21 protein-coding genes and 1 pseudogene are annotated in these 24,007 nt (G+C 45.3%); 16 read left to right on the top strand and 6 right to left on the bottom strand.

Annotation, left to right across the window (positions count from 1 at the left end; genetic code table 11):
* The first annotated feature begins 5 nt into the window (after nt 1–5).
* The 11 genes from fabD to ACU01J_RS00645 all read left to right on the top strand — a co-directional run bounded on the left by fabD (nt 6) and on the right by ACU01J_RS00645 (nt 10,451).
* Nucleotides 6–929, top strand: coding sequence for an ACP S-malonyltransferase (fabD, locus tag ACU01J_RS00695; protein WP_481083984.1), 924 nt, complete (start codon nt 6–8; stop codon nt 927–929).
* Nucleotides 930–956: 27 nt separating this feature from the next.
* Nucleotides 957–1,691 carry a 3-oxoacyl-ACP reductase FabG gene (fabG, locus tag ACU01J_RS00690; protein ID WP_481084255.1) on the top strand — a complete coding sequence of 245 codons (735 nt, stop codon included), beginning with the start codon at nt 957–959 and terminating at the stop codon, nt 1,689–1,691.
* 305 nt (nt 1,692–1,996) lie between these two features.
* A complete protein-coding gene (gene acpP / locus ACU01J_RS00685; RefSeq protein WP_004406112.1) occupies nt 1,997–2,230 on the top strand; it encodes an acyl carrier protein in 234 nt (77 codons plus the stop codon).
* 91 nt (nt 2,231–2,321) lie between these two features.
* Nucleotides 2,322–3,566, top strand: coding sequence for a beta-ketoacyl-ACP synthase II (fabF, locus tag ACU01J_RS00680; RefSeq protein ID WP_481083983.1), 1,245 nt, complete (start codon nt 2,322–2,324; stop codon nt 3,564–3,566).
* A 97-nt stretch (nt 3,567–3,663) separates the two neighbouring features.
* Nucleotides 3,664–4,467 (top strand): aminodeoxychorismate lyase, encoded by an 804-nt coding sequence (pabC, locus tag ACU01J_RS00675; protein ID WP_481083982.1) that lies wholly within the window; start codon nt 3,664–3,666, stop codon nt 4,465–4,467.
* Nucleotides 4,464–5,480, top strand: a complete 1,017-nt coding sequence (gene mltG, locus ACU01J_RS00670) for an endolytic transglycosylase MltG (protein ID WP_481083981.1) — start codon at nt 4,464–4,466, stop codon at nt 5,478–5,480. Before pabC ends, mltG begins: the two co-directional genes overlap by 4 nt.
* Nucleotides 5,477–6,106 (top strand): dTMP kinase, encoded by a 630-nt coding sequence (gene tmk / locus ACU01J_RS00665; protein ID WP_481083980.1) that lies wholly within the window; start codon nt 5,477–5,479, stop codon nt 6,104–6,106. Before mltG ends, tmk begins: the two co-directional genes overlap by 4 nt.
* A 3-nt stretch (nt 6,107–6,109) precedes the next feature.
* Entirely contained in the window at nt 6,110–7,072 is a 963-nt protein-coding gene (gene holB / locus ACU01J_RS00660; RefSeq protein ID WP_481083979.1) for a DNA polymerase III subunit delta', read from the top strand.
* Nucleotides 7,063–7,830, top strand: coding sequence for a TatD family hydrolase (locus ACU01J_RS00655; protein WP_481083978.1), 768 nt, complete (start codon nt 7,063–7,065; stop codon nt 7,828–7,830). Before holB ends, ACU01J_RS00655 begins: the two co-directional genes overlap by 10 nt.
* 445 nt (nt 7,831–8,275) lie before the next feature.
* Nucleotides 8,276–9,706 carry a PTS glucose transporter subunit IIBC gene (gene ptsG / locus ACU01J_RS00650; RefSeq protein ID WP_481083977.1) on the top strand — a complete coding sequence of 477 codons (1,431 nt, stop codon included), beginning with the start codon at nt 8,276–8,278 and terminating at the stop codon, nt 9,704–9,706.
* 322 nt (nt 9,707–10,028) lie between these two features.
* The gene (locus ACU01J_RS00645) at nt 10,029–10,451 is read left to right on the top strand and encodes a hypothetical protein (RefSeq protein ID WP_481083976.1); all 423 of its coding nucleotides are present in this window, start codon (nt 10,029–10,031) and stop codon (nt 10,449–10,451) included.
* A gap of 62 nt (nt 10,452–10,513) precedes the next feature.
* Here the strand turns inward: ACU01J_RS00645 and ACU01J_RS00640 are convergent, their stop codons facing one another.
* Complete coding sequence (locus tag ACU01J_RS00640) at nt 10,514–11,107, bottom strand: outer membrane protein (RefSeq protein ID WP_481083975.1); 594 nt, start codon at nt 11,105–11,107, stop codon at nt 10,514–10,516.
* Nucleotides 11,108–11,236: 129 nt separating this feature from the next.
* On the opposite strand from ACU01J_RS00640, the gene cydH reads away from it, so the two are divergent.
* Together cydH and ACU01J_RS00630 are read left to right on the top strand one after the other, a co-directional pair.
* Entirely contained in the window at nt 11,237–11,329 is a 93-nt protein-coding gene (cydH, locus tag ACU01J_RS00635) for a cytochrome bd-I oxidase subunit CydH (protein ID WP_481083974.1), read from the top strand.
* Between the two features lie 7 nt (nt 11,330–11,336).
* Nucleotides 11,337–12,485: a patatin-like phospholipase family protein gene (locus tag ACU01J_RS00630; protein ID WP_481083973.1), complete on the top strand. Its 1,149-nt coding sequence runs from the start codon at nt 11,337–11,339 to the stop codon at nt 12,483–12,485.
* Nucleotides 12,486–12,522: 37 nt separating this feature from the next.
* Here the strand turns inward: ACU01J_RS00630 and pyk are convergent, their stop codons facing one another.
* Nucleotides 12,523–13,965 carry a pyruvate kinase gene (gene pyk, locus ACU01J_RS00625; protein WP_481083972.1) on the bottom strand — a complete coding sequence of 481 codons (1,443 nt, stop codon included), beginning with the start codon at nt 13,963–13,965 and terminating at the stop codon, nt 12,523–12,525.
* 321 nt (nt 13,966–14,286) lie between these two features.
* Between pyk and mlc the strand changes: the two genes are divergently transcribed.
* Complete coding sequence (gene mlc, locus ACU01J_RS00620) at nt 14,287–15,504, top strand: sugar metabolism global transcriptional regulator Mlc (RefSeq protein ID WP_481083971.1); 1,218 nt, start codon at nt 14,287–14,289, stop codon at nt 15,502–15,504.
* A 132-nt stretch (nt 15,505–15,636) separates the two neighbouring features.
* Entirely contained in the window at nt 15,637–16,584 is a 948-nt protein-coding gene (locus ACU01J_RS00615) for a chemotaxis protein CheV (protein ID WP_481083970.1), read from the top strand.
* Nucleotides 16,585–16,741: 157 nt separating this feature from the next.
* On the opposite strand, the pseudogene ACU01J_RS00610 reads toward ACU01J_RS00615, so the two are convergent.
* The 4 genes and pseudogenes from ACU01J_RS00610 to ACU01J_RS00595 all read right to left on the bottom strand — a co-directional run bounded on the left by ACU01J_RS00610 (nt 16,742) and on the right by ACU01J_RS00595 (nt 22,799).
* Nucleotides 16,742–19,812 (bottom strand): annotated as a pseudogene (locus ACU01J_RS00610) (error-prone DNA polymerase).
* A 14-nt stretch (nt 19,813–19,826) separates the two neighbouring features.
* Nucleotides 19,827–21,227 carry a Y-family DNA polymerase gene (locus tag ACU01J_RS00605; protein ID WP_481083969.1) on the bottom strand — a complete coding sequence of 467 codons (1,401 nt, stop codon included), beginning with the start codon at nt 21,225–21,227 and terminating at the stop codon, nt 19,827–19,829.
* Nucleotides 21,228–21,229: 2 nt separating this feature from the next.
* Nucleotides 21,230–21,907: a translesion DNA synthesis-associated protein ImuA gene (gene imuA / locus ACU01J_RS00600; RefSeq protein WP_481083968.1), complete on the bottom strand. Its 678-nt coding sequence runs from the start codon at nt 21,905–21,907 to the stop codon at nt 21,230–21,232.
* Between the two features lie 148 nt (nt 21,908–22,055).
* Nucleotides 22,056–22,799: a YciK family oxidoreductase gene (locus ACU01J_RS00595; protein ID WP_481083967.1), complete on the bottom strand. Its 744-nt coding sequence runs from the start codon at nt 22,797–22,799 to the stop codon at nt 22,056–22,058.
* Nucleotides 22,800–22,888: 89 nt separating this feature from the next.
* Here ACU01J_RS00595 and sohB point away from each other — a divergent pair, with 89 nt between their 5' ends.
* On the top strand, nt 22,889–23,950 hold the full coding sequence (gene sohB / locus ACU01J_RS00590) for a protease SohB (RefSeq protein ID WP_481083966.1): 1,062 nt from the start codon (nt 22,889–22,891) through the stop codon (nt 23,948–23,950).
* The last annotated feature ends 57 nt before the right edge of the window (nt 23,951–24,007 follow it).

Here is a 24,007-nt window from a genome sequence, read left to right as displayed (position 1 = left end):
CGAAAATGAGCAAGTTTGCTATTGTATTTCCAGGTCAAGGTTCACAAGTTGTCGGTATGCTTGCTGAGCTTGGCGAGCAGTATGACGTAGTTAAACAAACATTTGCTGAAGCGTCTGACGCTCTAGGCTATGACCTTTGGGCATTGGTTCAAAATGGTCCTGCTGAAGATCTTAATCAAACGCATCGTACTCAACCAGCATTGCTAGCATCTTCTGTTGCTATTTGGCGTGTATGGCAAGAGCTTGACCTTGAGCAACCAGCAAACCTAGCGGGTCACAGTCTAGGTGAATATTCAGCATTAGTATGTGCTGGCGTTATCGATTTTAAAGAAGCGATCAAACTGGTTCAGCTTCGTGGTCAACTAATGCAAGAGGCGGTCCCTGCTGGTACTGGTGCAATGTTCGCAATCATTGGTCTTGATGACGAGTCTATTGCTAAAGCGTGTGAAGAAGCAGCACAAGGTGAAGTTGTTTCACCAGTAAACTTCAACTCTCCAGGTCAGGTGGTTATCGCAGGTAGCAAAGACGCTGTAGAGCGTGCTGGCGCACTATGTAAAGAAGCGGGCGCTAAGCGTGCACTTCCTTTACCAGTTTCAGTTCCTTCACACTGTGCGTTGATGAAGCCGGCAGCTGACAAGCTAGCGGTGGCACTAGAAGAATTAGAATTCAATGCCCCTCAACTTCCAGTAATCAACAACGTTGACGTGGTCGCTGAAACGGATCCTGCAAAAATTAAAGACGCACTTGTACGTCAGCTATACAGCCCAGTTCGTTGGACTGAAAGCGTGCAGCTAATGAGCGAGCAAGGTGTAGAGAAACTTCTTGAACTTGGTCCAGGTAAAGTTCTAACTGGCCTAACAAAACGAATTGTTAAGACACTAAGTGGCGCGGCAGTAAACGATGTTGCATCTCTAGACGCCGCTAAGTAATTTAAGAACATAGGAATAACGAACATGATGAACCTAGAAGGTAAGATTGCGCTAGTTACTGGTGCAAGCCGTGGTATCGGTCGTGCTATCGCTGAGCTGCTTGTAGAGCGTGGTGCGACAGTAATTGGTACTGCAACTTCTGAAGGTGGCGCGGCTGCAATCAGTGAGTACCTTGGTGAGAACGGTAAGGGTCTTGCTCTAAACGTAACAGATGTTGAGTCTATCGAAGCAACACTGAAGACTATCAGCGATGAGTTTGGTGCGATTGATATCCTAGTGAACAACGCAGGTATCACACGCGACAACCTACTTATGCGTATGAAAGATTCAGAGTGGGATGACATCATCGACACTAACTTAACGCCAATCTTCCGTATGTCTAAAGCGGTTCTACGTGGCATGATGAAAAAACGCGCTGGTCGCATCATCAACGTAGGTTCGGTTGTTGGTACTATGGGTAATGCAGGTCAGGCTAACTATGCAGCAGCAAAAGCAGGCGTAATTGGTTTCACTAAATCTATGGCTCGTGAAGTTGCTTCTCGTGGCGTTACTGTGAACACAGTAGCACCTGGTTTTATCGAAACAGATATGACTAAAGCACTGAATGATGACCAACGTGCAGCGACTCTATCTAACGTTCCAGCAGGTCGTCTAGGTGACCCACGTGAAATTGCTTCAGCAGTTGTATTCCTAGCTTCTCCTGAAGCTGCGTACATTACTGGTGAGACTTTGCATGTAAATGGCGGTATGTACATGGTGTAAAACGCTTTCGTAGAGATATTTGTGAACTTTTACATTAATTTTCACTCAAATCTCTGTAATCGTGTTAATTTGCACTTAATGTCGTCAACTAGGCTATTTTTTGTAAGGAAAGTAGCCTATAGTTTGAGATTGTTGACACTATCTTGCACAAGATTTGTGCATGATTTAAGTCAAAAATGTATTGAATTTCGGTTAAAATCGCTAAAATTGTGGTTTGACCAGCAAGGTCCCTCTTGCAACTTTCAGTAGTTCGAATAAACTACTGAATCATCGCATTGAGCGAAATCTGTAAAGGAAAAGAAAAAATGAGCAACATCGAAGAACGCGTAAAGAAAATCATTGTTGAACAGCTAGGTGTAGACGAAGCTGAAGTTAAAAACGAAGCTTCATTCGTTGATGATCTAGGTGCTGATTCTCTAGACACTGTTGAACTAGTAATGGCTCTAGAAGAAGAATTCGACACTGAGATTCCAGACGAAGAAGCTGAGAAAATCACTACTGTTCAAGCTGCAATCGACTACGTAAACAGCGCTCAGTAATATCTCTCCCAGGCGGCCTTCTGGCCGCCTGTGTTCTTTTAAACCCTTCTATCCTTCCATAGAATCATTTCATTTTCCGGAGAATAATATCGTGTCCAAGCGTCGTGTTGTTGTCACTGGCATGGGTATGTTGTCACCGGTAGGCAACACCGTAGAATCATCTTGGAAAGCCCTGCTTGCAGGTCAAAGTGGTATTGTTAATATCGAACACTTTGATGCTGAAAACTTCTCAACTCGCTTTGCGGGTCTTGTTAAAGATTTTGACTGTACAGAATACATGTCAAAGAAAGATGCACGTAAAATGGATCTATTTATCCAGTACGGCATTGCGGCGGGTATCCAAGCTCTAGATGACTCTGGTTTACAAATCAACGAAGAAAACGCACCACGTGTTGGTGTTGCAATCGGTTCAGGCATTGGTGGTCTAGAACTGATTGAAACTGGCCACACTGCGCTAGTTGGAAAGGGCCCTCGTAAGGTTAGCCCGTTCTTCGTTCCATCAACCATCGTTAACATGGTTGCAGGTAACTTATCTATTATGCGTGGTCTTCGCGGTCCTAACATCGCGATCTCGACGGCGTGTACAACAGGTCTTCACAACATCGGTCACGCGGCGCGTATGATTGCATACGGCGACGCAGACGCAATGGTTGCTGGTGGCGCAGAGAAAGCATCTACTCCACTAGGTATGGCTGGTTTTGGCGCAGCTAAAGCATTGTCTACTCGCAATGAAGAACCTCAAAAAGCTTCACGCCCATGGGACGTAGACCGTGATGGTTTCGTTTTGGGTGATGGCGCAGGCATGATGGTTCTTGAAGAGTATGAACACGCAAAAGCTCGTGGCGCTAAGATCTACGCTGAACTTGTTGGTTTCGGTATGTCTGGTGATGCTTACCACATGACTTCTCCTTCTGAAGATGGTTCTGGTGGTGCACTGGCAATGGAAGCGGCAATGCGTGACGCAGGTATCGTTGGTACTCAAGTTGGTTACGTGAACGCTCACGGTACCTCTACGCCAGCCGGTGATGTTGCAGAGATTAAAGGCGTTCGCCGTGCTCTAGGTGAAGAAGGCGTTAAACAGGTTAAAGTTTCATCAACGAAATCTATGACTGGTCACCTACTTGGTGCAGCAGGCTCGGTTGAAGCGATCATTACTGTTATGTCTTTGGTTGACCAGATTGTTCCACCAACAATCAACCTAGATAACCGAGCTGAAGGTCTTGAAGATATCGATTTAGTTCCGCATACAGCGAAAGAAGTTCAAATGGATTACGCTATTTGTAACTCATTCGGCTTTGGCGGTACTAACGGCTCTCTAGTATTTAAAAAAATCTAAAGAACTGTTTAACTGAGTCTAATTAAACGGCTTAATGCTTTGGCATTAAGCCGTTTTGTTATTTAATACCCTTATAAATTCAATTTAAGGACTCGCGATGTTTTGGCTTAATGGAAAACCGGCTGACTCAGTTTCATTGTCTGACCGTTCATTTCAATATGGCGATGGTTGTTTTACAACCATGCTGACACGTGGCGGTCGTATTCAGAATTGGTCAAGGCACGTAGAGAGAATGAATGCCTGTTTGGACTTGCTTGCTATACCTCGGCCCGATTGGAATCAAGTAGAGCATTGGTTGCAGCACGCTATTAAGCCAGACACCAAAGCAGGCCTGAAACTGCATATTAGTCGCGGGGAAGGGGGAAGGGGATATAGCCCTACTCAAGTAGCCTCACCAAATGTTACTATTAGCGACTTTATTTATCCTCCTCACTATGAACAATGGCTGAGTCGAGGATTAGAGCTTGGAATCTGTCGTACTCGACTTGGTCACAATCCATTACTTGCCGGACACAAACACAACAACCGCCTTGAACAAGTTCTCGCAAAAGCGGAGCTCGATGACGGTGGGAATGCCGACGGCGTTGTTCTTGATATTCGTGACTATGTTGTCGAAACAACGATGGCGAATCTATTTTGGGTTAAAGATTCGACATTGTTTACCCCTGATCTTCGAAATGCAGGGGTCAATGGTGTGATGAGACGAATTGTATTAGAGCAGGCAAAGAGACTGCCGCTCGAAACTTCAATTGGCCACTTTCAACTTGAAGAGTTACTGTCAGCTAATGAAGTGTTTGTCTCAAACTCTGTGCTTGGTGTTGCTCCAATTACTCGTATTGGTTCGACAAGCTTTGATATTGGAAAAATTACAAAACGAATTCAGGAGATGATCGACTCGTGATCAAGAAAATCACTCTATTTTTGCTTTTGGTTGCTGGCGTGGCCGCAGGAGGTTACTTCTACGTTGCTCAGCAGATAGAGCAATATGTTAGCCAACCACTTCAACTTGAAGAACCACAAATCTTTACAATCGAATCTGGAACTAGCTTCAATCGTGTGTTGGCAAGTTTAACCAGTGCCGGGTTTATTGAAAGTAACGATATGCTGAAATTGGTTCGCCGTTTTCACCCAGAGCTGACTCAACTTAAAGCCGGTACTTACTTGATTGAGCCTAAGTTGACTTTAAGAGACGTGCTTGAAGAGTTTAAACAAGGTAAAGAGCATCAGTTTTCGATTACCTTTGTTGAAGGGTCGACATTTAAAGAGTGGCGCGAAACTTTAGAAAGCTCCCCATATTTGGAACATGAATTACAAGGTCTAACAGAAGCAGATATTGCCAAGCTGTTGGGCTCTGAGCACGAAAAGCTTGAAGGGTTACTACTTGCAGAAACGTATCACTATACCTTGGGTGCATCTGACCTTGATATCTTGAAACGTGCAGCGAGTAAGCTGCAAGCAGTATTAGATGAGCAATGGGCACAACGCCAAGACAAGCTGCCATTAAAATCGGCTTATGAAGCACTAATCCTTGCCTCAATTATCGAAAAAGAGACCGCGGTTGACTCTGAACGTGAACGCGTTGCGTCTGTGTTCGTTAACCGCCTTAATAAGCGTATGCGTCTGCAGACCGATCCGACGGTCATTTATGGTATGGGTGATAATTACCATGGCAACATTCGCAAGAAAGACTTACGCACACCAACACCATACAATACCTACACTATTTTTGGTTTGCCACCAACGCCAATTGCTATGCCGGGTGAAGCGTCAATAGCAGCTGCTCTCAATCCTGAAGAGAGTAACTACCTTTACTTTGTTGCTAGCGGCAAAGGCGGACACGTATTTTCCAAATCTTTAGCTGAGCATAATCGCGCAGTTCGAGCGTACTTAAAACAACTAAGAAGCAACAAATGACAAACGCTAAATTCATCGTAATCGAAGGCCTTGAAGGCGCAGGAAAAAGTTCAGCAATTAATGCGGTACTAGAGACACTGAAGCAATCAGGTGTTGATGCGATTACCAATACTCGTGAGCCAGGCGGAACCGCACTTGCCGAAAAACTAAGAACATTAGTTAAGCAAGAGCATGAAGGTGAGCAACTTCAGGATATGACGGAGCTTCTTTTAATGTATGCGGCTCGCGTTCAGTTAGTTGAGAACGTTATTAAGCCAGCACTCGCGACAGGCACTTGGGTTGTTGGCGATCGTCATGATATGTCATCGCAGGCTTATCAAGGTGGTGGGCGTCAGATACCAGCAGAAACGATGTTAGCGCTAAAGAAAACTACGCTAGGTGATTTTAAGCCGGACTTAACCATCTATCTTGATATCGACCCACGTGTAGGTTTAGAGCGTGCTCGTGGCCGTGGGGAACTAGACCGTATTGAGAAGATGGATATGAGCTTCTTTGATCGTACTCGTGAGCGTTACCTGCAACTCGCTGAGCAAGATGAATCGGTCATTGTTGTGAATGCTGAACAACAAATTGATAAAGTAACGGCCGATATTTCTAACGTGTTAACCACTTGGATGAAAGCGTAAGTGATGAATGAGCTATACCCTTGGCTAATGCCCTTGTGGACAGAATGGCAAGCAAACTTGCAAGCAGATCGTTTTTCAAACGCCTCTTTGCTGATTGCCGAAGAGGGAATGGGTTCATCACATCTTGTTGATGCCTTTAGCAAAGCTGTTATGTGTCAAAATTACCCAGCAGAGGCTTGTGGCTTTTGTCACGGTTGTCAGCTAATGAGCTCTTCGAGTCATCCTGATTTTCACGTGATCAAGCCAGAAAAAGAAGGCAAAGCTATTACGGTAGAGCAGATTCGCCAGTGTAATCGCATTGCTCAGGAGTCATCTCAGTTGTCTGGGGTGCGATTGTTTGTCATTGAACCGGCTGAAGCCATGAATGAGTCAGCGGCCAACGCGTTGTTAAAAACATTGGAAGAGCCGTCGTCGACTTGTATGTTCTTGTTGGTCGCACATCGAGCTAGTTCTCTGTTGCCGACCATTACCAGTCGTTGTCAGCAGTGGCATTTAACGCCGCCTAATTCTGAAACGGTCGCACAGTGGCTTTCTTCTCAATATAGTGGCGACGTACCTTTGTATGCTGCTCATATTAATGGCAATGCACCTTTAGCTGCGCTCGATTTTATCCAGCAAGATAAAGTCAGCCGTTATAGCTCGATTGAGAATGATTTTATTGCACTGTGTCAGCAGCAATCAGATGCGGTTAAGTTAGCCAAAGAGTTAGCGACAGAACCTCAAGAGTTACTCAGTTGGTTGTGGTACTTATTGTCTGATGCGCAAAAGGTCCACTATGGGCTCGCCTTGCCATCTTTTGTGCCTGGAGCGGCAAAGTTGGCGCAAGTTTGTGACTATTCAAAGCTATACTCTCAATCGCAAGCGCTTTTAAAACTGTTAGATCAGCTAAGATTACACACAGGGTTAAATGCAGAGCTTCTTATCCTAGATTGGTTATTTAAATTTTACGAGGAAACATGTTCGTAGATTCTCACTGTCATTTAGACAAATTGGACTATCAAGAGTTACACGAAGGTATTGCTGATGTTGTTGCCAAAGCGAAGGCGGCCAATGTCACGGAGCTTTTATCTGTTGGTGTTACCTTAGATTCGTTTCCTAACATGATGGAGATGATTGAACCGTTTGATAACGTCTACGCTTCTTGTGGTGTGCATCCATTGGATGTAGAAAGTGATTTTGCATTAGACCGATTACATGAATATGCGGCTCATTCACGTGTTGTTGCAATCGGTGAGACAGGGCTGGATTACCACTACCAACCGGAAACAGCGGATTTACAGAAATTGCGCTTCGAACAGCAAGTGGAGTTAGCAGTAAAGCTGAACAAGCCATTGATCATTCATACGCGCAATGCTCGCCAAGATACATTGGATATCTTAAGAAATGGTGGCGCAGATAAATGTGGTGGTGTGATTCACTGTTTTACCGAAGATTTGCCTTTCGCTGAAGCCACGATGGAATTAGGTTTCTATATTTCGATTTCTGGTATCGTGACTTTCAGGCAAGCGACAGAACTGAAAGAAGTGGTGAAAGCACTGCCGTTAGAGAGACTACTGATCGAGACTGACTCTCCCTATCTAGCACCTGTTCCTCACCGAGGTAAACAGAACCAGCCAGCTTATGTTGTCGAGGTCGCTTCCTATATCGCACAGCTAAAAGGGTGCTCGCTAGGAGAAGTTGGACAGAAAACCAGCGAAAATTTTAGAAATCTTTTTTTTAGATAAAAAATTAAATTATAGAGAAAAAGGGGCCTTAGCCCCTTTTTTTTGTAATCAAACTCACGCGCAAGCGTTTAACTCGTCTTGTTTACTAAAAATGTTGAACTTGAGAGCCTAAAAAGCATCCCTTGTAATTTTGTTACATGAAATAACAACTGCATCTATTTTATTTACTCGTCGAAATTAATGCTTTGGTTGATTATTTTGTTATTAATCAGGGGGTTATGTTGTTGTAATCCATTTCAAAGCCAAGTTTGGATTGTGATCTATCTATTAGTTTGAAACTAAATACCGTAACTCGCTAGAAAGTATTGTCACCCGCAATATATATTTAGAGCCAGAAATTATAGTGACATAAGTGGTTACATTTTTTCAGGGTGCTAACATTTAAGGCTACGGGGGTGTGCCGTTAGAGCCCAATAAATCTTATAAACTTTTCAGGAGCATAAACATGTTTAAGAACCTTTTTGCTAATCTGCAGAAAGTTGGTAAAGCTCTGATGCTACCAGTATCAGTGTTACCAGTTGCAGGTATATTACTAGGTGTTGGTGCTGCACACCTAAGCTTCATTCCAGAGGTTGTTTCTAACCTAATGGAACAAGCGGGTGGTTCAGTATTCGGCCAAATGGCACTTCTATTTGCTGTTGGTGTAGCGCTTGGCTTCACAAACAACGACGGTGTAGCAGGTCTTGCTGCAATCGTTGGTTACGGCATCATGACAGCAACGCTTGGCGTTATGGCTGGCATCATGGGTGTTGAGAAAATCGATACAGGTGTACTAGGTGGTATCCTTGTCGGTGGTGTTGCTGCTTGGGCATTCAACCGTTTCTTCAAAATCCAACTTCCAGAGTACCTTGGCTTCTTCGCTGGTAAGCGTGCTGTGCCAATCATCACTGGTTTCGCTGCGATCATCCTAGGTGTCGTACTTTCTATTGTATGGCCACCAATCGGCGGTGCAATCTCTGCATTCTCTGACTGGGCTGCGCACCAAAACCCACAACTTGCGTTCGGTATTTACGGCGTAGTTGAGCGCTCTTTAATCCCATTCGGTCTACACCACGTATGGAATGTACCATTCTTCTTCGAAGCAGGCACTTGTGTGAACGCTGCTGGCGAAACTCAACACGGCGTACTAACTTGTTACCTAGTTGCTGATGACGCATCTCGTGCTGCTGGTAATGGCTTCGGTCAGCTAGCGGGTGGTTACATGTTCAAGATGTTTGGTCTACCAGCTGCTGCTATTGCTATCGCTCACTCTGCTAAGCCAGAAAACCGCGCGAAAGTAATGGGTATCATGGCTTCTGCTGCACTGACTTCGTTCCTAACAGGTATCACTGAGCCAATCGAATTCTCATTCCTATTCGTAGCTCCTGTACTTTACGGTATCCACGCTCTACTTGCGGGTTCTGCTTACGTTGTTGCTAACACTCTAGGCTTCGTACACGGCACTTCATTCTCACACGGTCTAATCGACTTCCTAGTTCTTTCTGGCCACGCTCAGAAGATGGGTCTGATGGTTGTGACGGGTCTTGTTTACGCTGCAATCTACTACGTAGTGTTCCGTACTGTAATCAAAGCTATGGACCTTAAAACTCCAGGCCGTGAAGATGAATCTGAAGAAGCAGTAGTGACTTCTGGTTCTGATATGGCAGGTGAGCTAGTTGCAGCATTCGGCGGCAAAGCAAACATCACAGGTCTAGACGCATGTATCACTCGTCTGCGTGTAGCAGTTGCAGATACTGAAGCTGTTGACCAAGACAGACTAAAACAACTAGGCGCAGCAGGCGTAGTCGTTGTAGCCGGTGGTGTTCAGGCTATCTTCGGTACTAAGTCTGACAACCTGAAAACAGAAATGGATGAGTGGATCCGTAACCACGGTTAATCTCTTTCTCATCTGATTGATAAAAAGGAGGCTTCGGCCTCCTTTTTTGTTTTTTGTTCATACAGAAGTGTCATACCTTAGAGAGACGAAGGAGTGAGTAGGGAACCTCTGTTTTTGAGCACCTGGCTTGAGAGAGCCCTAACTCGGTCGCCCCTTCCTCTTGAGGGTGACCGTTTCAATGGCTAAAATCTAGAGTTTGATATTGCAAACTCACTTTCTACACTGAGCTTCGCCTCAGTTTTCTCACTTTTTCCTGACATCCTTTTCCTACATATTTGGATAATTGTACGCTGTTTTATTTTGTGTATAGGAAAAGCCCAATATGAAAAACTCAGGTTTACTACTCGGTGCGGCGGTTTTGGTCACAGCGGTAAGCTCATCAGTGTATGCAGAGCAACTGCAGTCGAAAGACATCTCGGCAGGGCTAGCAATTGATCAGGGGCTCAGCGCAGTGTTAGAACTTGATAATACTTATCGCTTTACGCTCGGCAATGACGGTGCTGCGTTTGACTACATTCTGAAAAGAGGGCAATTTGATGCCAATACCCCAGTGTCTTGGTATGTCGGTGTTGGTGGTTGGAGTGAGTGGGACCACAAAGAGTTTGGTGCTCGTGTGCCGCTAGGGGTGAAGTGGGATATTAGCAAGGGTTGGGAGATGTATGGGCAGTTACACCCAGAGCTCAACCTATACACAGGACCTGAACTTCAAATAGGCGCTGCGCTAGGTATCAAATATTCATTCTAGCTAAGTTGCAAGTAACAAAGGGCCAACTGGTGTGGCCCTTGGTTATTCTTCATGACAATCGACTAAAAAGACCAAGTAAGTCCGAGGTTCGCTGCGAACTGATTCATCCAATCGGTCTTGAACTTAACCACACAAGAGCTATCGCCACCCGCGGGCAGATTACAAATGCCATTGGTTTCATTGTCGACCACAGTACCAAGCCAGCGCAATTGAGTATTAAGTGCTAGCGAGTCACTGAATTGATACTCAAAGCCACCAAATATACTGGCTGAGAATCCCCATTCATCCTTGACCCAGTCAGCATCGACATATGAAGCTCCTATACCTACTCCTAAGTAAGACTGCCATTTATCTTGCACGGGGTAATAGACGCTACTTTGAAAGTGTAGATAGTGGATCGAAGAGTCTAGATTAACGTTTTCCACCTCTGAACGTTGATTGGCGTAAAACAGCCCTATTCGTCCCTTGTCGACATCGGTCTCCAGCGATAGCGCATAGCTTTCTGAAGCCTCCAAATCGAGCTCATTCTGGTTCTGATCTTCGACGCTCCCTCCAAAGGTATAACCTAGCCAAGGGGACAAGTAAGTATCGGCCTGAACCAAAGGGCTAACACCTGCAATCAAGATCGGAAAAAATAATCGGGAGATGGTATTCATTTTTTGCCCCTTTCAGCGTTTTGAAAGCTAAGTGTGATGCTAACGCCATAATTCCGCACGAAAAATGCGTATTAATTGAAGATACCTCACATAGATGTTATTACTTTGTTAAACAACGAGGAGGTGTCTATGGAACACGATCTAAAATATGCCCTACTGATCACGGCTGCCGCTTTCGCAGTTATTCTTGGCTTTGCCTTGATTGCAGTAACAACTGTCTAGGAATGCCATGAAAAATTGCGGTGTCGTGACTAATACCGCTGTACAGTTTGATGCTGAACGACTAAAAAAATACACTGGCGGTAAAAATGCTCTGGTTGCACAAGGTGGTGGCCAACGGGGAATTTTTACTTCCGGTGTACTTGATGCCTTTCTTCTTGCCAACTTCGACCCTTTTCACTCCTTCTATGGCACTTCCGCCGGTGCGATGAATCTATGTGCATTCCTTTGTCGCCAGAATGGTATAGGACGCTCGTTTATTCTCGACCTCACGACTGATTCTGAGTTCTTTAACCTATTTCGTTATATTCGCCGTAAGCAATATATGGGCATGGACTGGGCACTAGAAAAAATTTGCGATTATCCGTATCGGTTAGATATTGATATGGGACGTAAGATTTTGTCTGGCCGAGAGGCGTATGCCGCAGTGACCGATACCAATCGTTTATCCGATCACTACCTACCGATGTTACAAGATGACTGGAGGCGAGTGCTTCTTGCCACTTGCGCTATTCCTCGGCTTTACCCTGAACCTATTTTGTTCCCTCATGGTGAATATGTTGATGGCGGTGTATCGGCATCAATTCCAGTGCAAGAAGCGTGGCGTAAAGAAGCGCGTTGCATTGTGGTGATAAGAACGGAAGGGGAAGACCTCATTACCAATTCTGAAGAGGTTAATCAAGAGCCTGCAGTAGAGTGGTTGCGTGACTCGTTTAATGTTATCCAAGGGCACTGGCAAGATAAACTGGGTCAGTGGAAACAAGACTGGAGTAGTTTTTTCAACGAGCAAGTGGAGCGCTCTCGTCTAGAGAAAAGTGAGCATACGCATCTTGAGTTACTCAATGGCGGTCGTTGGCTTTTCGGCGCCGATGATATTTATCGGTTGAGTCATCTTATTGGTGATAAGTTTGAGTCCGGATTAGCGGATATGCTGATGGTACATTATCAAACCTACTCATTAACGCAGGACTTTTTACACTCTCCGCCAGACGATTGCTTTATCATCCAAATCAAACCCGATCAACCGCTCAAATCAACGTCATTGATGAGTGAGAGGGAAGAGTTACTGCATGATTATCAAGTGGGATTAGATGCGGGTTTCCGTTTTGTGGAGTCGTTTTCGCAATGTATTGCCAAACCAACCTTTGAATTGAAATGAGGGGAGTAACATACCTCCCCACATCATTGGCCTTGAGTTAGGCAGCAACAATACGCATGCAGTTGGTTGAGCCAACAACATCCATCACGTCACCTTGGGTGATAATGACTAAGTCCCCTTCATCTAACAGGCCACGCTCCCTGAGTGTTCCGACCGCTGCTTGAGCTATCTCCAATCCCGTATCCCCTTTATCATCAAAGTAGACCGGGAACACACCACGGTAGAGTGCAGATAGGTTGAGTGTACGCTCGTTTCTTGACAGTGCAAAAATTGGTAGGCCAGAACTTAAGCGTGACATCATAAGGGCTGTTCGGCCTGATTCCGTCAGGGTAACAATGCCTTTGATGCCACGCATGTGGTTGGCAGCGAACATGGTAGACATTGCGATAGTCTCTTCACCGGTTTCAAACACCGAATCCATGCGGTAGCCAGAGCGGTTAATCGACGACATTTTCTCAGCACCGACACACACCTCCGCCATAGAGCGAACGGTTTCTAATGGGTATTTACCTGCAGCCGTTTCACCAGAGAGCATGACCGCATCGGTACCGTCGAGAACCGCGTTGGCGACGTCCATCACCTCAGCACGAGTCGGCATTGGGTTTTCCATCATCGACTCCATCATCTGAGTGGCAGTGATGACAGTACGGTTTAATGCACGCGCTCGGCGAATCAATTGTTTTTGAACTCCAATTAGTTCTGGGTCGCCAATTTCGACCCCTAAGTCCCCACGAGCCACCATAACGGCATCTGAGGCGAGAATGATGTCATCTATGCTTTCTTCAGTTTCGACGGTCTCAGCGCGTTCTACCTTCGCTACAAGGCGAGTTTGCAGCCCAGCGTCAGTGGCAAGTCTACGCGCGTATTTCATATCTTCGCCATTCCTTGGGAATGAAACGGCTAAATAATCGACTTTGATCTCTGCTGCTAACTTGATGTCGTTCTTATCTTTTTCTGTCAGAGCTTCCGCAGAGAGGCCGCCGCCTTTTTTATTGATGCCTTTATTGTTGGATAAAGGGCCACCTATGATCACTTTGGTTCGAACTTGAGTACCGCTCACAGCCATAACCTGAAGTTGAACACGGCCATCATCAAGTAGCAGCACATCGCCAGTGGAAACGTCGTTTGGCAGTTCTTTGTAGTCTAGGCCGACCGCGTCTTTATCACCTTGGCCTGCTGGCAAGCTGCTATCTAGAGTGAAAATATCCCCTACGTTGAGTTGCACTTTGCCATCTTTAAAGGTCGATACGCGAATCTTGGGTCCTTGGAGGTCACCTAAGATTGCGACATGAGTGCCGAGCTTGGCAGAAATGTTACGTACACGGGTTGCACGCTCACGGTGATCTTGTGCACTTCCATGTGAAAAGTTCATTCTTACAACGTTCACGCCAGCCTCTAAAATTGCTTCAAGTACGCCGGGTGCATCGGTAGAAGGTCCAAGAGTAGAAACAATTTTTGTTCTTCTTTGGATTGAGGTCATTCGGATCTCCTTGATCTAATTTTACCGCGAAGAAAACGATGCGGCTGATAAGTTGTTGTTCCCATCCCTAAATTTATAAGTATATACCTGCCGAGGAAGGGTGCTGATTATTTGCTCGTATTCTCATTTGAAAGGTGATGAAAAACATATTTATTAATGCAAAAAAACAAAAGATTAAATGTGATAAATACTTTGCTATTTGATTAGGTACACAAAGAATTATGTTTATACGTGACACTTGTCACGGCGATCTATCAAAGCTCTTCACAATTACTTCGCAAAGTAAAAAAATTACCAGGTTGTTGATATTCGGAGTGCTCTATGTACATGGCTCAACCTGGCCATATTGATCATATCAAGCAGGTCAATGCTGGCCGTGTATATAAACTCATTGATCAAAAAGGTCCAATTTCTCGAATCGATCTCTCTAAAAAGAGTGAGCTCGCACCTGCGAGTATTACCAAAATCACTCGTGAGCTTATCGAGGCCCACCTGATACACGAAACCACAGTCCAGGAAGCGACAAGTCGTGGGCGTCCTGCCGTTGGTCTACAGGTCAACAACGAAGGGTGGCAATTTCTTTCGATGCGTTTAGGGCGTGGCTACTTGACGATTGCATTGCATGAGTTGGGTGGTGATGTGCTAATCGATACTAAAATTGATATCCACGAAGTGGACCAAGAAGATGTTCTTGCGCGATTGCTGCATGAAATCGATGAGTTTTTTCAAACATACACTGAACAGTTAGATCGTGTTACGAGCATTGCGATTACGTTACCTGGCCTGGTCAATTCAGAGCAGGGTGTAGTGTTGCAGATGCCGCACTACAACGTAGAGAACCTGCCACTTGGCCCTGAAATTTACAAGGCGACTGGGTTGCCTGTTTTTATCGCCAATGACACGCGAGCTTGGGCACTAGCAGAAAAGCTTTTTGGCCATTCACAAGATAACGAAAACTCGGTGCTGATTTCCATTCACCATGGTTTAGGCGCAGGCATTGTGCTTGATGGTCGAGTGCTACAAGGGCGCCATGGCAATATCGGTGAGCTTGGTCATATCCAAATCGACCCTCAAGGAAAACTTTGTCATTGTGGCAATCGTGGCTGTCTTGAAACCGTTGCCAGTTCGCAAGCTATTCGTAGTGAAGTGACTGAACGAATTGCCCAAGGTGAAGACTCTTGCCTTGCGGACATTGAAGAAGTATCGGTTGAAGATATTTGTGAAGCGGCAGCGAACGGCGATCCACTTGCGGTTGATGTGATTGAGAAGCTCGGACGTTATCTAGGTTCTGCGATTGCCATCGTAATCAACTTATTTAACCCTGAGAAAGTGCTGATTGGCGGGGCAATTAACCAAGCCAAAGACGTTCTTTATCCGGCGATTCAAGCTTGTATTGAAGAGCAGAGTTTACCTGTCTATCACCAAGACCTCGAATTGATTGAGTCACGTTTCTATAAACAAGCAACCATGCCAGGCGCTGCGCTGATCAAACAAGCGCTGTATGATGGTCTATTGTTGATGAAAGTGATTGAAGGCTAAGATCACAGATACTAATCACTTACTGTTAAATCCTAAATAAACCCATATAATCTTGAGTGATGTATGGGTTTATTTTTATCTTAGCCTCTCAATAGGCTATTTTTACATTATCCACATTTGGCGAGAAGTAGTATGTCTGGAGTATTAAATACAGTTGATCAGCGAACCAACCTTGTAGGTGAGAACCGCTTGGAGCTGTTGTTATTCAGTTTGAACAGCAGACAGATTTTTGCCATCAACGTGTTCAAAGTGCGTGAAGTGATTAAGGTTCCACCCTTAACCAAAATGCCGGGTTCCCATCACCATATCACTGGTGTGGCGTCATTGCGTGGCGTTTCTGTCCCTGTGATTGATCTTCGAGCGGCGATTGGCTTTCCGGCATCGCGCTTAGAAAATCAAGAAGAGAATCTTATCATTACCGAGTACAACCGGACGGTGCAGGGCTTTTTGGTTGGCCAAGTTAGGAACATCGTCAATACCGCTTGGACGGAAATTCAACCGCCACCAAAAACGGCGGGTAGAGCGAACTATCTGACGGCAATCACTCACGTCAAAGATGGTGATGGGCAGAGTATCGTTGAGATTATCGACGTTGAAAAAGTACTGGCGCAAATTATTGATTACGATATTTCTATCTCTGAAGGTGTGCTTGATCAAGAGCTAGTCGATGAAATGGTTGGGCGTAATGTTCTGATTGTTGATGATTCGTCAACGGCGCGCTCTCAGGTTCGAGGGACGCTTTCTCAACTTGGCCTAAATATCATTGAATGTCGTGATGGCCTAGAAGCGCTCAACTTGCTTAAGTCATGGGCTGATGAAGGTAAGAACGTTGTTGAAGAACTGCTGTTGATGATTACCGATGCTGAAATGCCTGAGATGGATGGCTATAAGTTGACTCATGAGGTTCGTACCGATCCTCGTATGAAGGATCTGTATGTCACGTTGAATACCTCTCTCAGTGGTAGTTTTAATGATGCAATGGTCAAGAAAGTCGGCTGTGATCGCTTTATTTCCAAGTTCCAACCCGATCTCTTGGTGGAAGTTGCCCAAGACCGATTGCGACAAGTACTAAATAAATAGAATATTATTTTATTTGTGCTGCGTGACCATACTTTTGTGAAATGCTATATAGAGAATATAAGAAAAAAAGTATGGACGCTGAAGACAAGTTTTAGTTTGTCAAAGTAACACCAAAAAGGGAGCCTCGGCTCCCTTTTTATTTTCTTACGCTGAAACGTTAATGGAAATCTCTCGATTTACTATGTAGCCCTTGTAGCTTGTCGGTCATATCTATCAAACGCCCTGCAATGACATGATGAACCTCTCCCTCTTTTTCCAAAACTCCTTTTACTTGCAGTATTTTCGCGGTTAAGTACGCGGATTTTTGTGCTCTTGCTGTCGCTTTCCAAACCACGACATTAATGTTGCCCGTATCATCTTCTAAGGTGAAGAAGGTAACACCAGCAGCTGTGCCTGGTGATTGCTTACCTGTTACGACCCCTGTCACGGTGACTAGCGATTGATGCTGCTTATTTTTAGCTCTTGCATACGAGTAAAACGCCCGAGTACGCCAGCGTCATCAAGCAGAGCAATAGGGTGCTTAGCAAGAGAAAGCCCCGTCGCTGCATAATCTTCAAGCAATGTTTGGCTCTCTGTTGGGGTTCCGATAAGTGGCGCTGTGTCATTTTGGGTATCTTGAAACAGCGGTAAGTCAGAGAGTGAGTCCATCATTGCCCAGCGGGTTTGGTAACGGTTTTGGCTCAGCGTGTGCATGGCATTGGCGGAAGCAAGTAGCTCGACATCTCGACGGTTTAAACCAATATGCTTGATTTGGCCTGCATGCGTAAAACCATTTTTGGCTCTGGCGTGGATAAGTTGCTTGGCGCTTTGCTGACTAAAACCTTTGATCTGGCGAAACCCTAAGCGAATTGCCAAACCACCTTGATGAGAGATCATCTGGTGGTCATAGAGTGAGGCATTCACGCAAATAGGCAAGATGACGACCTTATGACGACGAGCATCTTGTACCAGCTGTGAGGCGCTATAAAAGCCCATCGGTAGGCTGTTGAGTAAAGAAGTATAGAAAGCTTCGGGATGGTAGTGTTTTAACCATGCTGAGCAATAAGCGAGAACAGCAAAAGAGGCTGAATGACTTTCAGGAAAGCCATATTCACCAAAGCCGAGAATTTGATCAAAGATTCGCTCGGCAAACTCTAGCTGATAACCTCGACTGAGCATGCCTTCAATAAGTTTGGTTTTAAACTTGACGAGGTCACCACTCTTCTTCCAAGCCGCCATAGCTCTCCTTAGTTGATCGGCTTCACCACCACTAAAGCCAGCCGCAACCATAGCAATTTTAATCACCTGCTCTTGGAAAATAGGCACACCAAGCGTGCGCTGTAAGACACTGTGCACTGCTTCTGATGGGTAGTCGATTTGCTCTTCACCATTTCTACGCTTGAGGAAAGGGTGAACCATATCGCCTTGGATTGGCCCCGGTCTGACAATCGCGATTTGAATCACTAAGTCATAGTAAGTCGCAGGTTTTAGTCGTGGCAGCATGCTCATTTGGGCACGTGATTCGATCTGAAATACGCCAACGGTATCCGCTCGTTGAATCATTTGATAGACATTAGTGTCGTCTTGGCGGCGAGTAATGTCTGCAATACTGAGCGTTTGCTGGTGGAATTTCTCTATCAAGTCAAAGCACTTCCTAATGGCAGAAAGCATACCGAGCGCAAGGACATCAACCTTAAGCAGTTTGAGTGATTCTAAGTCGTCCTTATCCCATTGGATAACGGTGCGATCAGGCATAGACGCATTCTCTACCGGAACCAGTTCATACAACGGCCCCGCCGCGATGATAAAGCCACCGACATGTTGAGATAGGTGGCGAGGAAAGCCGAGGATCTCGTTGACCAAGGTAATGAATTGCTCACCTTTGAGCGAGTCTGGTTGCAGTCCGAGTTCAACAATCTGTGCTTGCCAGCCTTGGGCTCTATCTCGACGATTGACGTTCTTAATAAAGTAATCGAGTTGGCTTTCTTCAATCCCGAGCGCTTTACCAACATCTCGTACTGCGCTTTTAAAACGGTAAGAGATAACCGTGGCCGCAAGCGCTGCACGTTCTCGGCCATATTTTTGGTAAATGTATTGAATAACTTCTTCACGTCGCTCGTGTTCAAAATCGACATCAATGTCGGGCGGTTCATCACGCTCTTTACTGATGAAACGCTCGAATAATACCGAGATTTGTCTTGGGTCTACCGAAGTGATTTCTAAGCAATAACAGACAACCGAGTTCGCCGCCGAACCACGTCCTTGGTAGAGAATATGATTACGCTTGGCGAACATCACGATGTCGTGAATGGTTAAAAAATAAAACGGGTAGTTGAGCTCATCGATTAAACAGAGCTCTTTATCAATGGTGTGTTGAATGTTGCTAGGTACGCCTTCAGGGAAACGCAGCGCTTTACCTTTTTCGACCAATTGTCTGAGGTAACTCATTGGCGAATAGCCATCAGGAACTAACTCGCTTGGGTACTCATACTGAAGATCAGCTAAGCTAAAACCGCATCGCTGGGCGATGGCGACACTTTCCGCTAACCATTCTGGTTTAAACAGTTTGCTGAGCTTTTCTTGACTGCGCAGGCTTCTTTCGGTGTTAGTCAGTAATTGTTCGCCTAGCTCGCTCACGCTGCAGCCGTGTTTGATGGCACACAGTGTATGCTGCAGGGGAAGGCGTGTCGCCGTGTGCATCAACACGCCACCGCAGGCAGTGATAGGCAAGTGGATTTCATCGGCCAGTTGCTGACAGTATTCAATATATTGTTTGTCATCGCATGATAGGTGACGCTGAACCGCAAGCCATAGTCGGTGCTGGTGGTGCTGAGTAAGCCAGCGGCCCCATTTATTGTCGCTAGGTTTGTGGCAAGGTAGCCACAGAACTAAGCAGTGACGAATTGACATCAAATCCCACTCAGAAAGTTGATACTTGCCTTTTTCTGAGCGCCTTCTGGCATTAGTAATGATACGGCATAGCTCAGCATAGGCGTCTCGGTTAGGGCACAGCAGCACGACTTGGCATTCATCATTGAGCCAAAACATGCTGCCAATAATCAATTTTATATTGAGCTGTTGATTTTTTATCGCGCTGTAAGCTCTCACCACACCTGCCACAGAGCATTCGTCGGTGATGGCCAGTGAATGGTAGCGGAGAAAATCCGCCTGCAAGATCAGCTCTTCGGCGTGAGAGGCGCCGGTTAGAAAGGAAAAGTTGCTCTGACAGAAAAGTTCAGCATAAGCCATAGCATTACCTTAACTTAACTAAATAGACCGTGGGTAAACCACTGCTTATCTTGGTTTCGAAATACCCATAGCCAGCGCCCTTGATCGCTACGCGCGACGAAGTAATCCCGGGTCATGTCATCACCGTCCCACCATCCAGTGACAAAACGTTCAGGGCCCTGAATCAGTGAGATTTTTTCCAATAGAAGCTCTGGGGTAGGCAGCATAAAGCTAGGCCGTAGTTTATTGCTCGCCATCTTGTTTGGTATCGGCAGAGTCGGATCACAGAGAAAAGTGGATTTTTCTGGGCGAGGATCGTGACTGTGAACCGTTTTTCGTACTTGCTCTTTGCCTAACTTAGCTTGCAGAAGACTGATTAATTCCATTTCAGTTTGTTCGCCTTGAAAACCTTTAAACAGGTCAGCGCTGGTGGACTCAAGCTCGCCACTGCGGACTAAGCGCAGTGTTAAGCCTTGAACGGGTGCTTCAAGCTGTAAAGATTCCATTGTGAGTTGGCACAGCACCATCCAACGCTTGGCAAAATAATCACCACTGGCCGAATAAAATGAAACCGAGCACGCTTGTTTATCACGTTGGTGCAACACAAGTTCAAGCTCATAGCCAACTTGGTTACGTAAGGTTAAGAACATTTCTAGTTTTTTAAGCAGTTTAGATAACGGTTTTTCCAGCCACTGGATGTTCTCAATATCAAACAGCAACTCTTGATAGTTCTCGAATGGTTCTGGTGGATGATAGAAATTAATCGGGTGCTTAAATTGTCCCATTAGCCGGCCAATGTAATTGACTAAGTCGATATCGAAGCGGCGCGCCAGCTCTTGCATCGGTATGTCTAGCAACTCACGTAAGGTTGCCACTCCGACTCTTTGTAGTTTCTCGACTTTGTTCATCTCTAGCTCGGTGGCCATCAGTGGAAAAGGCTTGAGAGCATCAATAATCACCTGTTTATCTAGCGTTAATAGCTGTGCATTCGCTTTCGCCAGTAACATCGCCGAAAAAGGAGAGAAACCAATCGAGAATTGATAGTGAAAGTCGAGTTGGTCTAAATGCTTGGACACACGCTGCCAGTAGTGCTCTAATCCACCATAGAGAGAAAGCATATTGGTCACTTTCAGCAGTACACCTTGGGGTGGAATCAGGCAGATATCAGACGTCACCATATACAGCCATTGGGCGATATTCATCAAGGCTTGCTGCTCTACCTCTTCATCATAAGGGTGGACTTGCAATTGGTGACAGAGTGCACTGGCTGTCCCTAACCCCATACCGATCTCAATGCCTTGCTCATGGGCGGTCATATTGTGCTGTACGACCTTAAATCGTTTCGATTCAACGATCGCTAAGGGTAGGGTGGTGTGTTCTGAAAACAGACCGTCTAATTGTAAGCTTGGAAAGTGAAGATATATCCAGCTCTGCATGTTTAACCTTGCTGTCTGATCGGAAACGGAATCACTACTGGCGGTTTTGGTTGTAGCGTCAGGCTTGGCCAGTGAGATGACATATCAATAATGAAGCTGCCTTGTGGCCATCCCCCTTTTCTTTTGGTGATAGTGACTTCGAGACCTGACGGATGAGGGGTTAAGCGCATGCTCAGGTTTACGGGTAAAGAGAAAACGTGTGTGTTCTCGGTCTTAAACAAAAAATGGACGGCATTACCGCGCTCACTTGCAACCTGTAAACGCCTAGCTTGGTGAACTTCAAGGCTAGAGTGCCATAGCAGTACATTGCTACAGGCACCACTGCGTAAGCATTGCTCTGCAGCCCATAATGCTTCTTTCTCGTTTCTTGGGTAGACAAGTAAGACTTTATTGTTATCAATACCTTCATTGCATAGCTGTTCTGCACAGAGATACCCTGGAGGCTGAATAAAAACCGATAATCGCTCTTGGCTGGTATTTTTTAGATGGGGGATCAATAGGCGCAGTTCGCCAATACTTGACGTTCCTTGGAGCTCAACAACACCGTGTTTAGGGAATCCCCCTTCTAGCTTTTGATCAAGCAGATCATAGCCTGTCGGATAGTAGTCAGAATGTTCCGGAGTTTGCACTCCAGACCAAAGCCATTGTTTCTGTTTAAGGTTTTCGATTAATTCATACATAACAATTTACCTGTATATATATACAGTATAAATAATTATTAATGATCGGCAAGGGTGTGAGTGATCGAATGGATAAAAAAACGCCTTGTGTTTCTACTTTGAAAACACAAGGCGTTGAATTTTATTTAGAAAGTATTCGAGTTAGCGATTACTTTTTTGGCTGAGCATCAATACACTTGCCATTGACTGCTTTACCTTCTGGTGCCATCAAGTATAGGTACAGTGGCATGATATCCAGTGGTGTTTTTAGCAGATCAGCATCTTCTGCAGGATACGCTTTAGCACGCATTCCAGTACGTGTCGCACCAGGGTTAATAGCATTTACTCGGATAGTCGTGTCGCTGAGCTCATCAGCAAGGATCTGCATCATACCTTCTGTGGCAAACTTCGACATTGCGTAAGTGCCCCAGTATGCACGGCCACTGTGACCGACAGTTGAAGAGGTAAAGATAATACGAGCGTCTTCAGACTTATGTAGCAGTGGTAAAACCGCTTGAGTCATCAAAAATTGCGCTTTTACGTTCACCTGCATGATATCGTCAAAGGTATCTTCGCCAATCTGATCAAACGGGCTGATCACACCGAGCAAACTTGCGTTGTGAAGTACGCCATCTAAGCGGCCGAACTGGCCTTCAATGGTATCGACCATATCAAGGTAGTTTTGCTTCGTCGCGCCTTTCATATCAAGTGGAATAATCGCTGGCTGTGGGTAACCCGCAGCTTCAATTTCGTCGTAAGTTTGTTCCAGCTTTTTCACTGTACGACCAAGTAAAATCACAGTTGCGCCGTGCTGAGCATAAGAAAGCGCGGCTTGTTTACCAATACCTGCGCCCGCACCAGTTACCAGAATGACTTTACCCTTCAAGGCATCTGAAGAAACAGCATATTCCACGATGTGTATCCTTATTGTAATGATTTACTTTATGATTCCGTAAGATGGTGGTTACAATACACTAATTCGCACATTAGAGGATAATCACATTGGAATTTTTATTGGACTACGGGCTGTTTTTAGCCAAGATTGTGACTGTCGTAGTCGCAGTGATTGCGATTTTAGTTATAGCTAAAGCGGTTGGTGGCAAAAGCGGTGGCGCGAAAGGTGAGTTAGAAATTACTAACTTAACTGATCAGCACAAGCATACTGTAGAGCAGTTAGAGCACCACCTGCATGATGAAGCCTTTATCAAAGCTCGTGATAAAGCAGAGAAAAAACAACATAAAGAGAAAAATAAAACTCGCGAAAAAGAGATCAAGAAAGCATACAAAGAAGGCGATCTTGATAGTAAGCGCGAACCACATCTGTTTGTTTTAGATTTTAAAGGCAGTATTGATGCCAAAGAAGTCGCATCGCTACGTGAAGAAGTAACGGCGATTCTAGCGGTTGCTCGTGAAGGTGATGAAGTGCTACTACGCCTAGAGTCTGGCGGTGGTATGGTTCATGGTTATGGCCTAGCATCGTCTCAGCTTGATCGTCTTAAAGCGGCTAAGCTGCCATTGACTATCTCGGTAGATAAAGTGGCGGCAAGTGGTGGCTACATGATGGCGTGTATCGCAGACAAAATTGTCTCTGCTCCATTTGCCATCGTAGGTTCAATCGGTGTGATTGCTCAGTTACCAAACTTTAATAAAGTGCTTAAGAAGTATGATATTGAGTATGAGCAGCTAACGGCGGGTGAGTACAAACGTACTTTGACTATGTTCGGTGAAAATACGGATAAAGCGCGTGATAAATTCAAGCAAGAGCTCGAAGAAACGCATGGTTTGTTCAAAGATTTTATCCGCGAGCGTCGCCCTGCACTTGAACTAGATAAAGTAGCAACCGGTGAACACTGGTTCGGCACACAAGCGCATGAGTTAGGCTTGGTTGATGAGATCAAAACCTCTGACGATCTGGTTGTGGAAGCGTGCAAAGAGAAAACTGTCTTGGCTATTCACTATGTTGAGAAGAAAAAGCTCACTTCCAAGCTTGCAGGTCTTGCGGGCGAAGCGGCTGACAATGTACTGATGAAGCTTATCGACCGAGGTCAACGTCCAATCGTGTAAATGGATGATCTGTCAAATAGCGCTCACCATTTGGTGGGCGTTTTTGTTTGTGCCAGC

The organism is Vibrio sp. 2433-A1 (assembly GCF_056726085.1).
This window is presented reverse-complemented; position numbering and strand designations above follow the sequence as displayed.

Coding starts and splice junctions, on each gene's coding strand:
- pyk (WP_481083972.1), bottom strand. CDS start 13,965: ATGACCTCAATCCAAAGAAGAACAAAAATTGTTTCTACTCTTGGACCT.
- ACU01J_RS00640 (WP_481083975.1), bottom strand. CDS start 11,107: ATGAATACCATCTCCCGATTATTTTTTCCGATCTTGATTGCAGGTGTT.
- tmk (WP_481083980.1), top strand. CDS start 5,477: ATGACAAACGCTAAATTCATCGTAATCGAAGGCCTTGAAGGCGCAGGA.
- fabG (WP_481084255.1), top strand. CDS start 957: ATGAACCTAGAAGGTAAGATTGCGCTAGTTACTGGTGCAAGCCGTGGT.
- fabD (WP_481083984.1), top strand. CDS start 6: ATGAGCAAGTTTGCTATTGTATTTCCAGGTCAAGGTTCACAAGTTGTC.
- pabC (WP_481083982.1), top strand. CDS start 3,664: ATGTTTTGGCTTAATGGAAAACCGGCTGACTCAGTTTCATTGTCTGAC.
- imuA (WP_481083968.1), bottom strand. CDS start 21,907: ATGTATGAATTAATCGAAAACCTTAAACAGAAACAATGGCTTTGGTCT.
- mlc (WP_481083971.1), top strand. CDS start 14,287: ATGTACATGGCTCAACCTGGCCATATTGATCATATCAAGCAGGTCAAT.
- ACU01J_RS00655 (WP_481083978.1), top strand. CDS start 7,063: ATGTTCGTAGATTCTCACTGTCATTTAGACAAATTGGACTATCAAGAG.
- ACU01J_RS00645 (WP_481083976.1), top strand. CDS start 10,029: ATGAAAAACTCAGGTTTACTACTCGGTGCGGCGGTTTTGGTCACAGCG.
- ACU01J_RS00605 (WP_481083969.1), bottom strand. CDS start 21,227: ATGCAGAGCTGGATATATCTTCACTTTCCAAGCTTACAATTAGACGGT.
- ACU01J_RS00615 (WP_481083970.1), top strand. CDS start 15,637: ATGTCTGGAGTATTAAATACAGTTGATCAGCGAACCAACCTTGTAGGT.
- acpP (WP_004406112.1), top strand. CDS start 1,997: ATGAGCAACATCGAAGAACGCGTAAAGAAAATCATTGTTGAACAGCTA.
- cydH (WP_481083974.1), top strand. CDS start 11,237: ATGGAACACGATCTAAAATATGCCCTACTGATCACGGCTGCCGCTTTC.
- ptsG (WP_481083977.1), top strand. CDS start 8,276: ATGTTTAAGAACCTTTTTGCTAATCTGCAGAAAGTTGGTAAAGCTCTG.
- ACU01J_RS00630 (WP_481083973.1), top strand. CDS start 11,337: ATGAAAAATTGCGGTGTCGTGACTAATACCGCTGTACAGTTTGATGCT.
- holB (WP_481083979.1), top strand. CDS start 6,110: ATGAATGAGCTATACCCTTGGCTAATGCCCTTGTGGACAGAATGGCAA.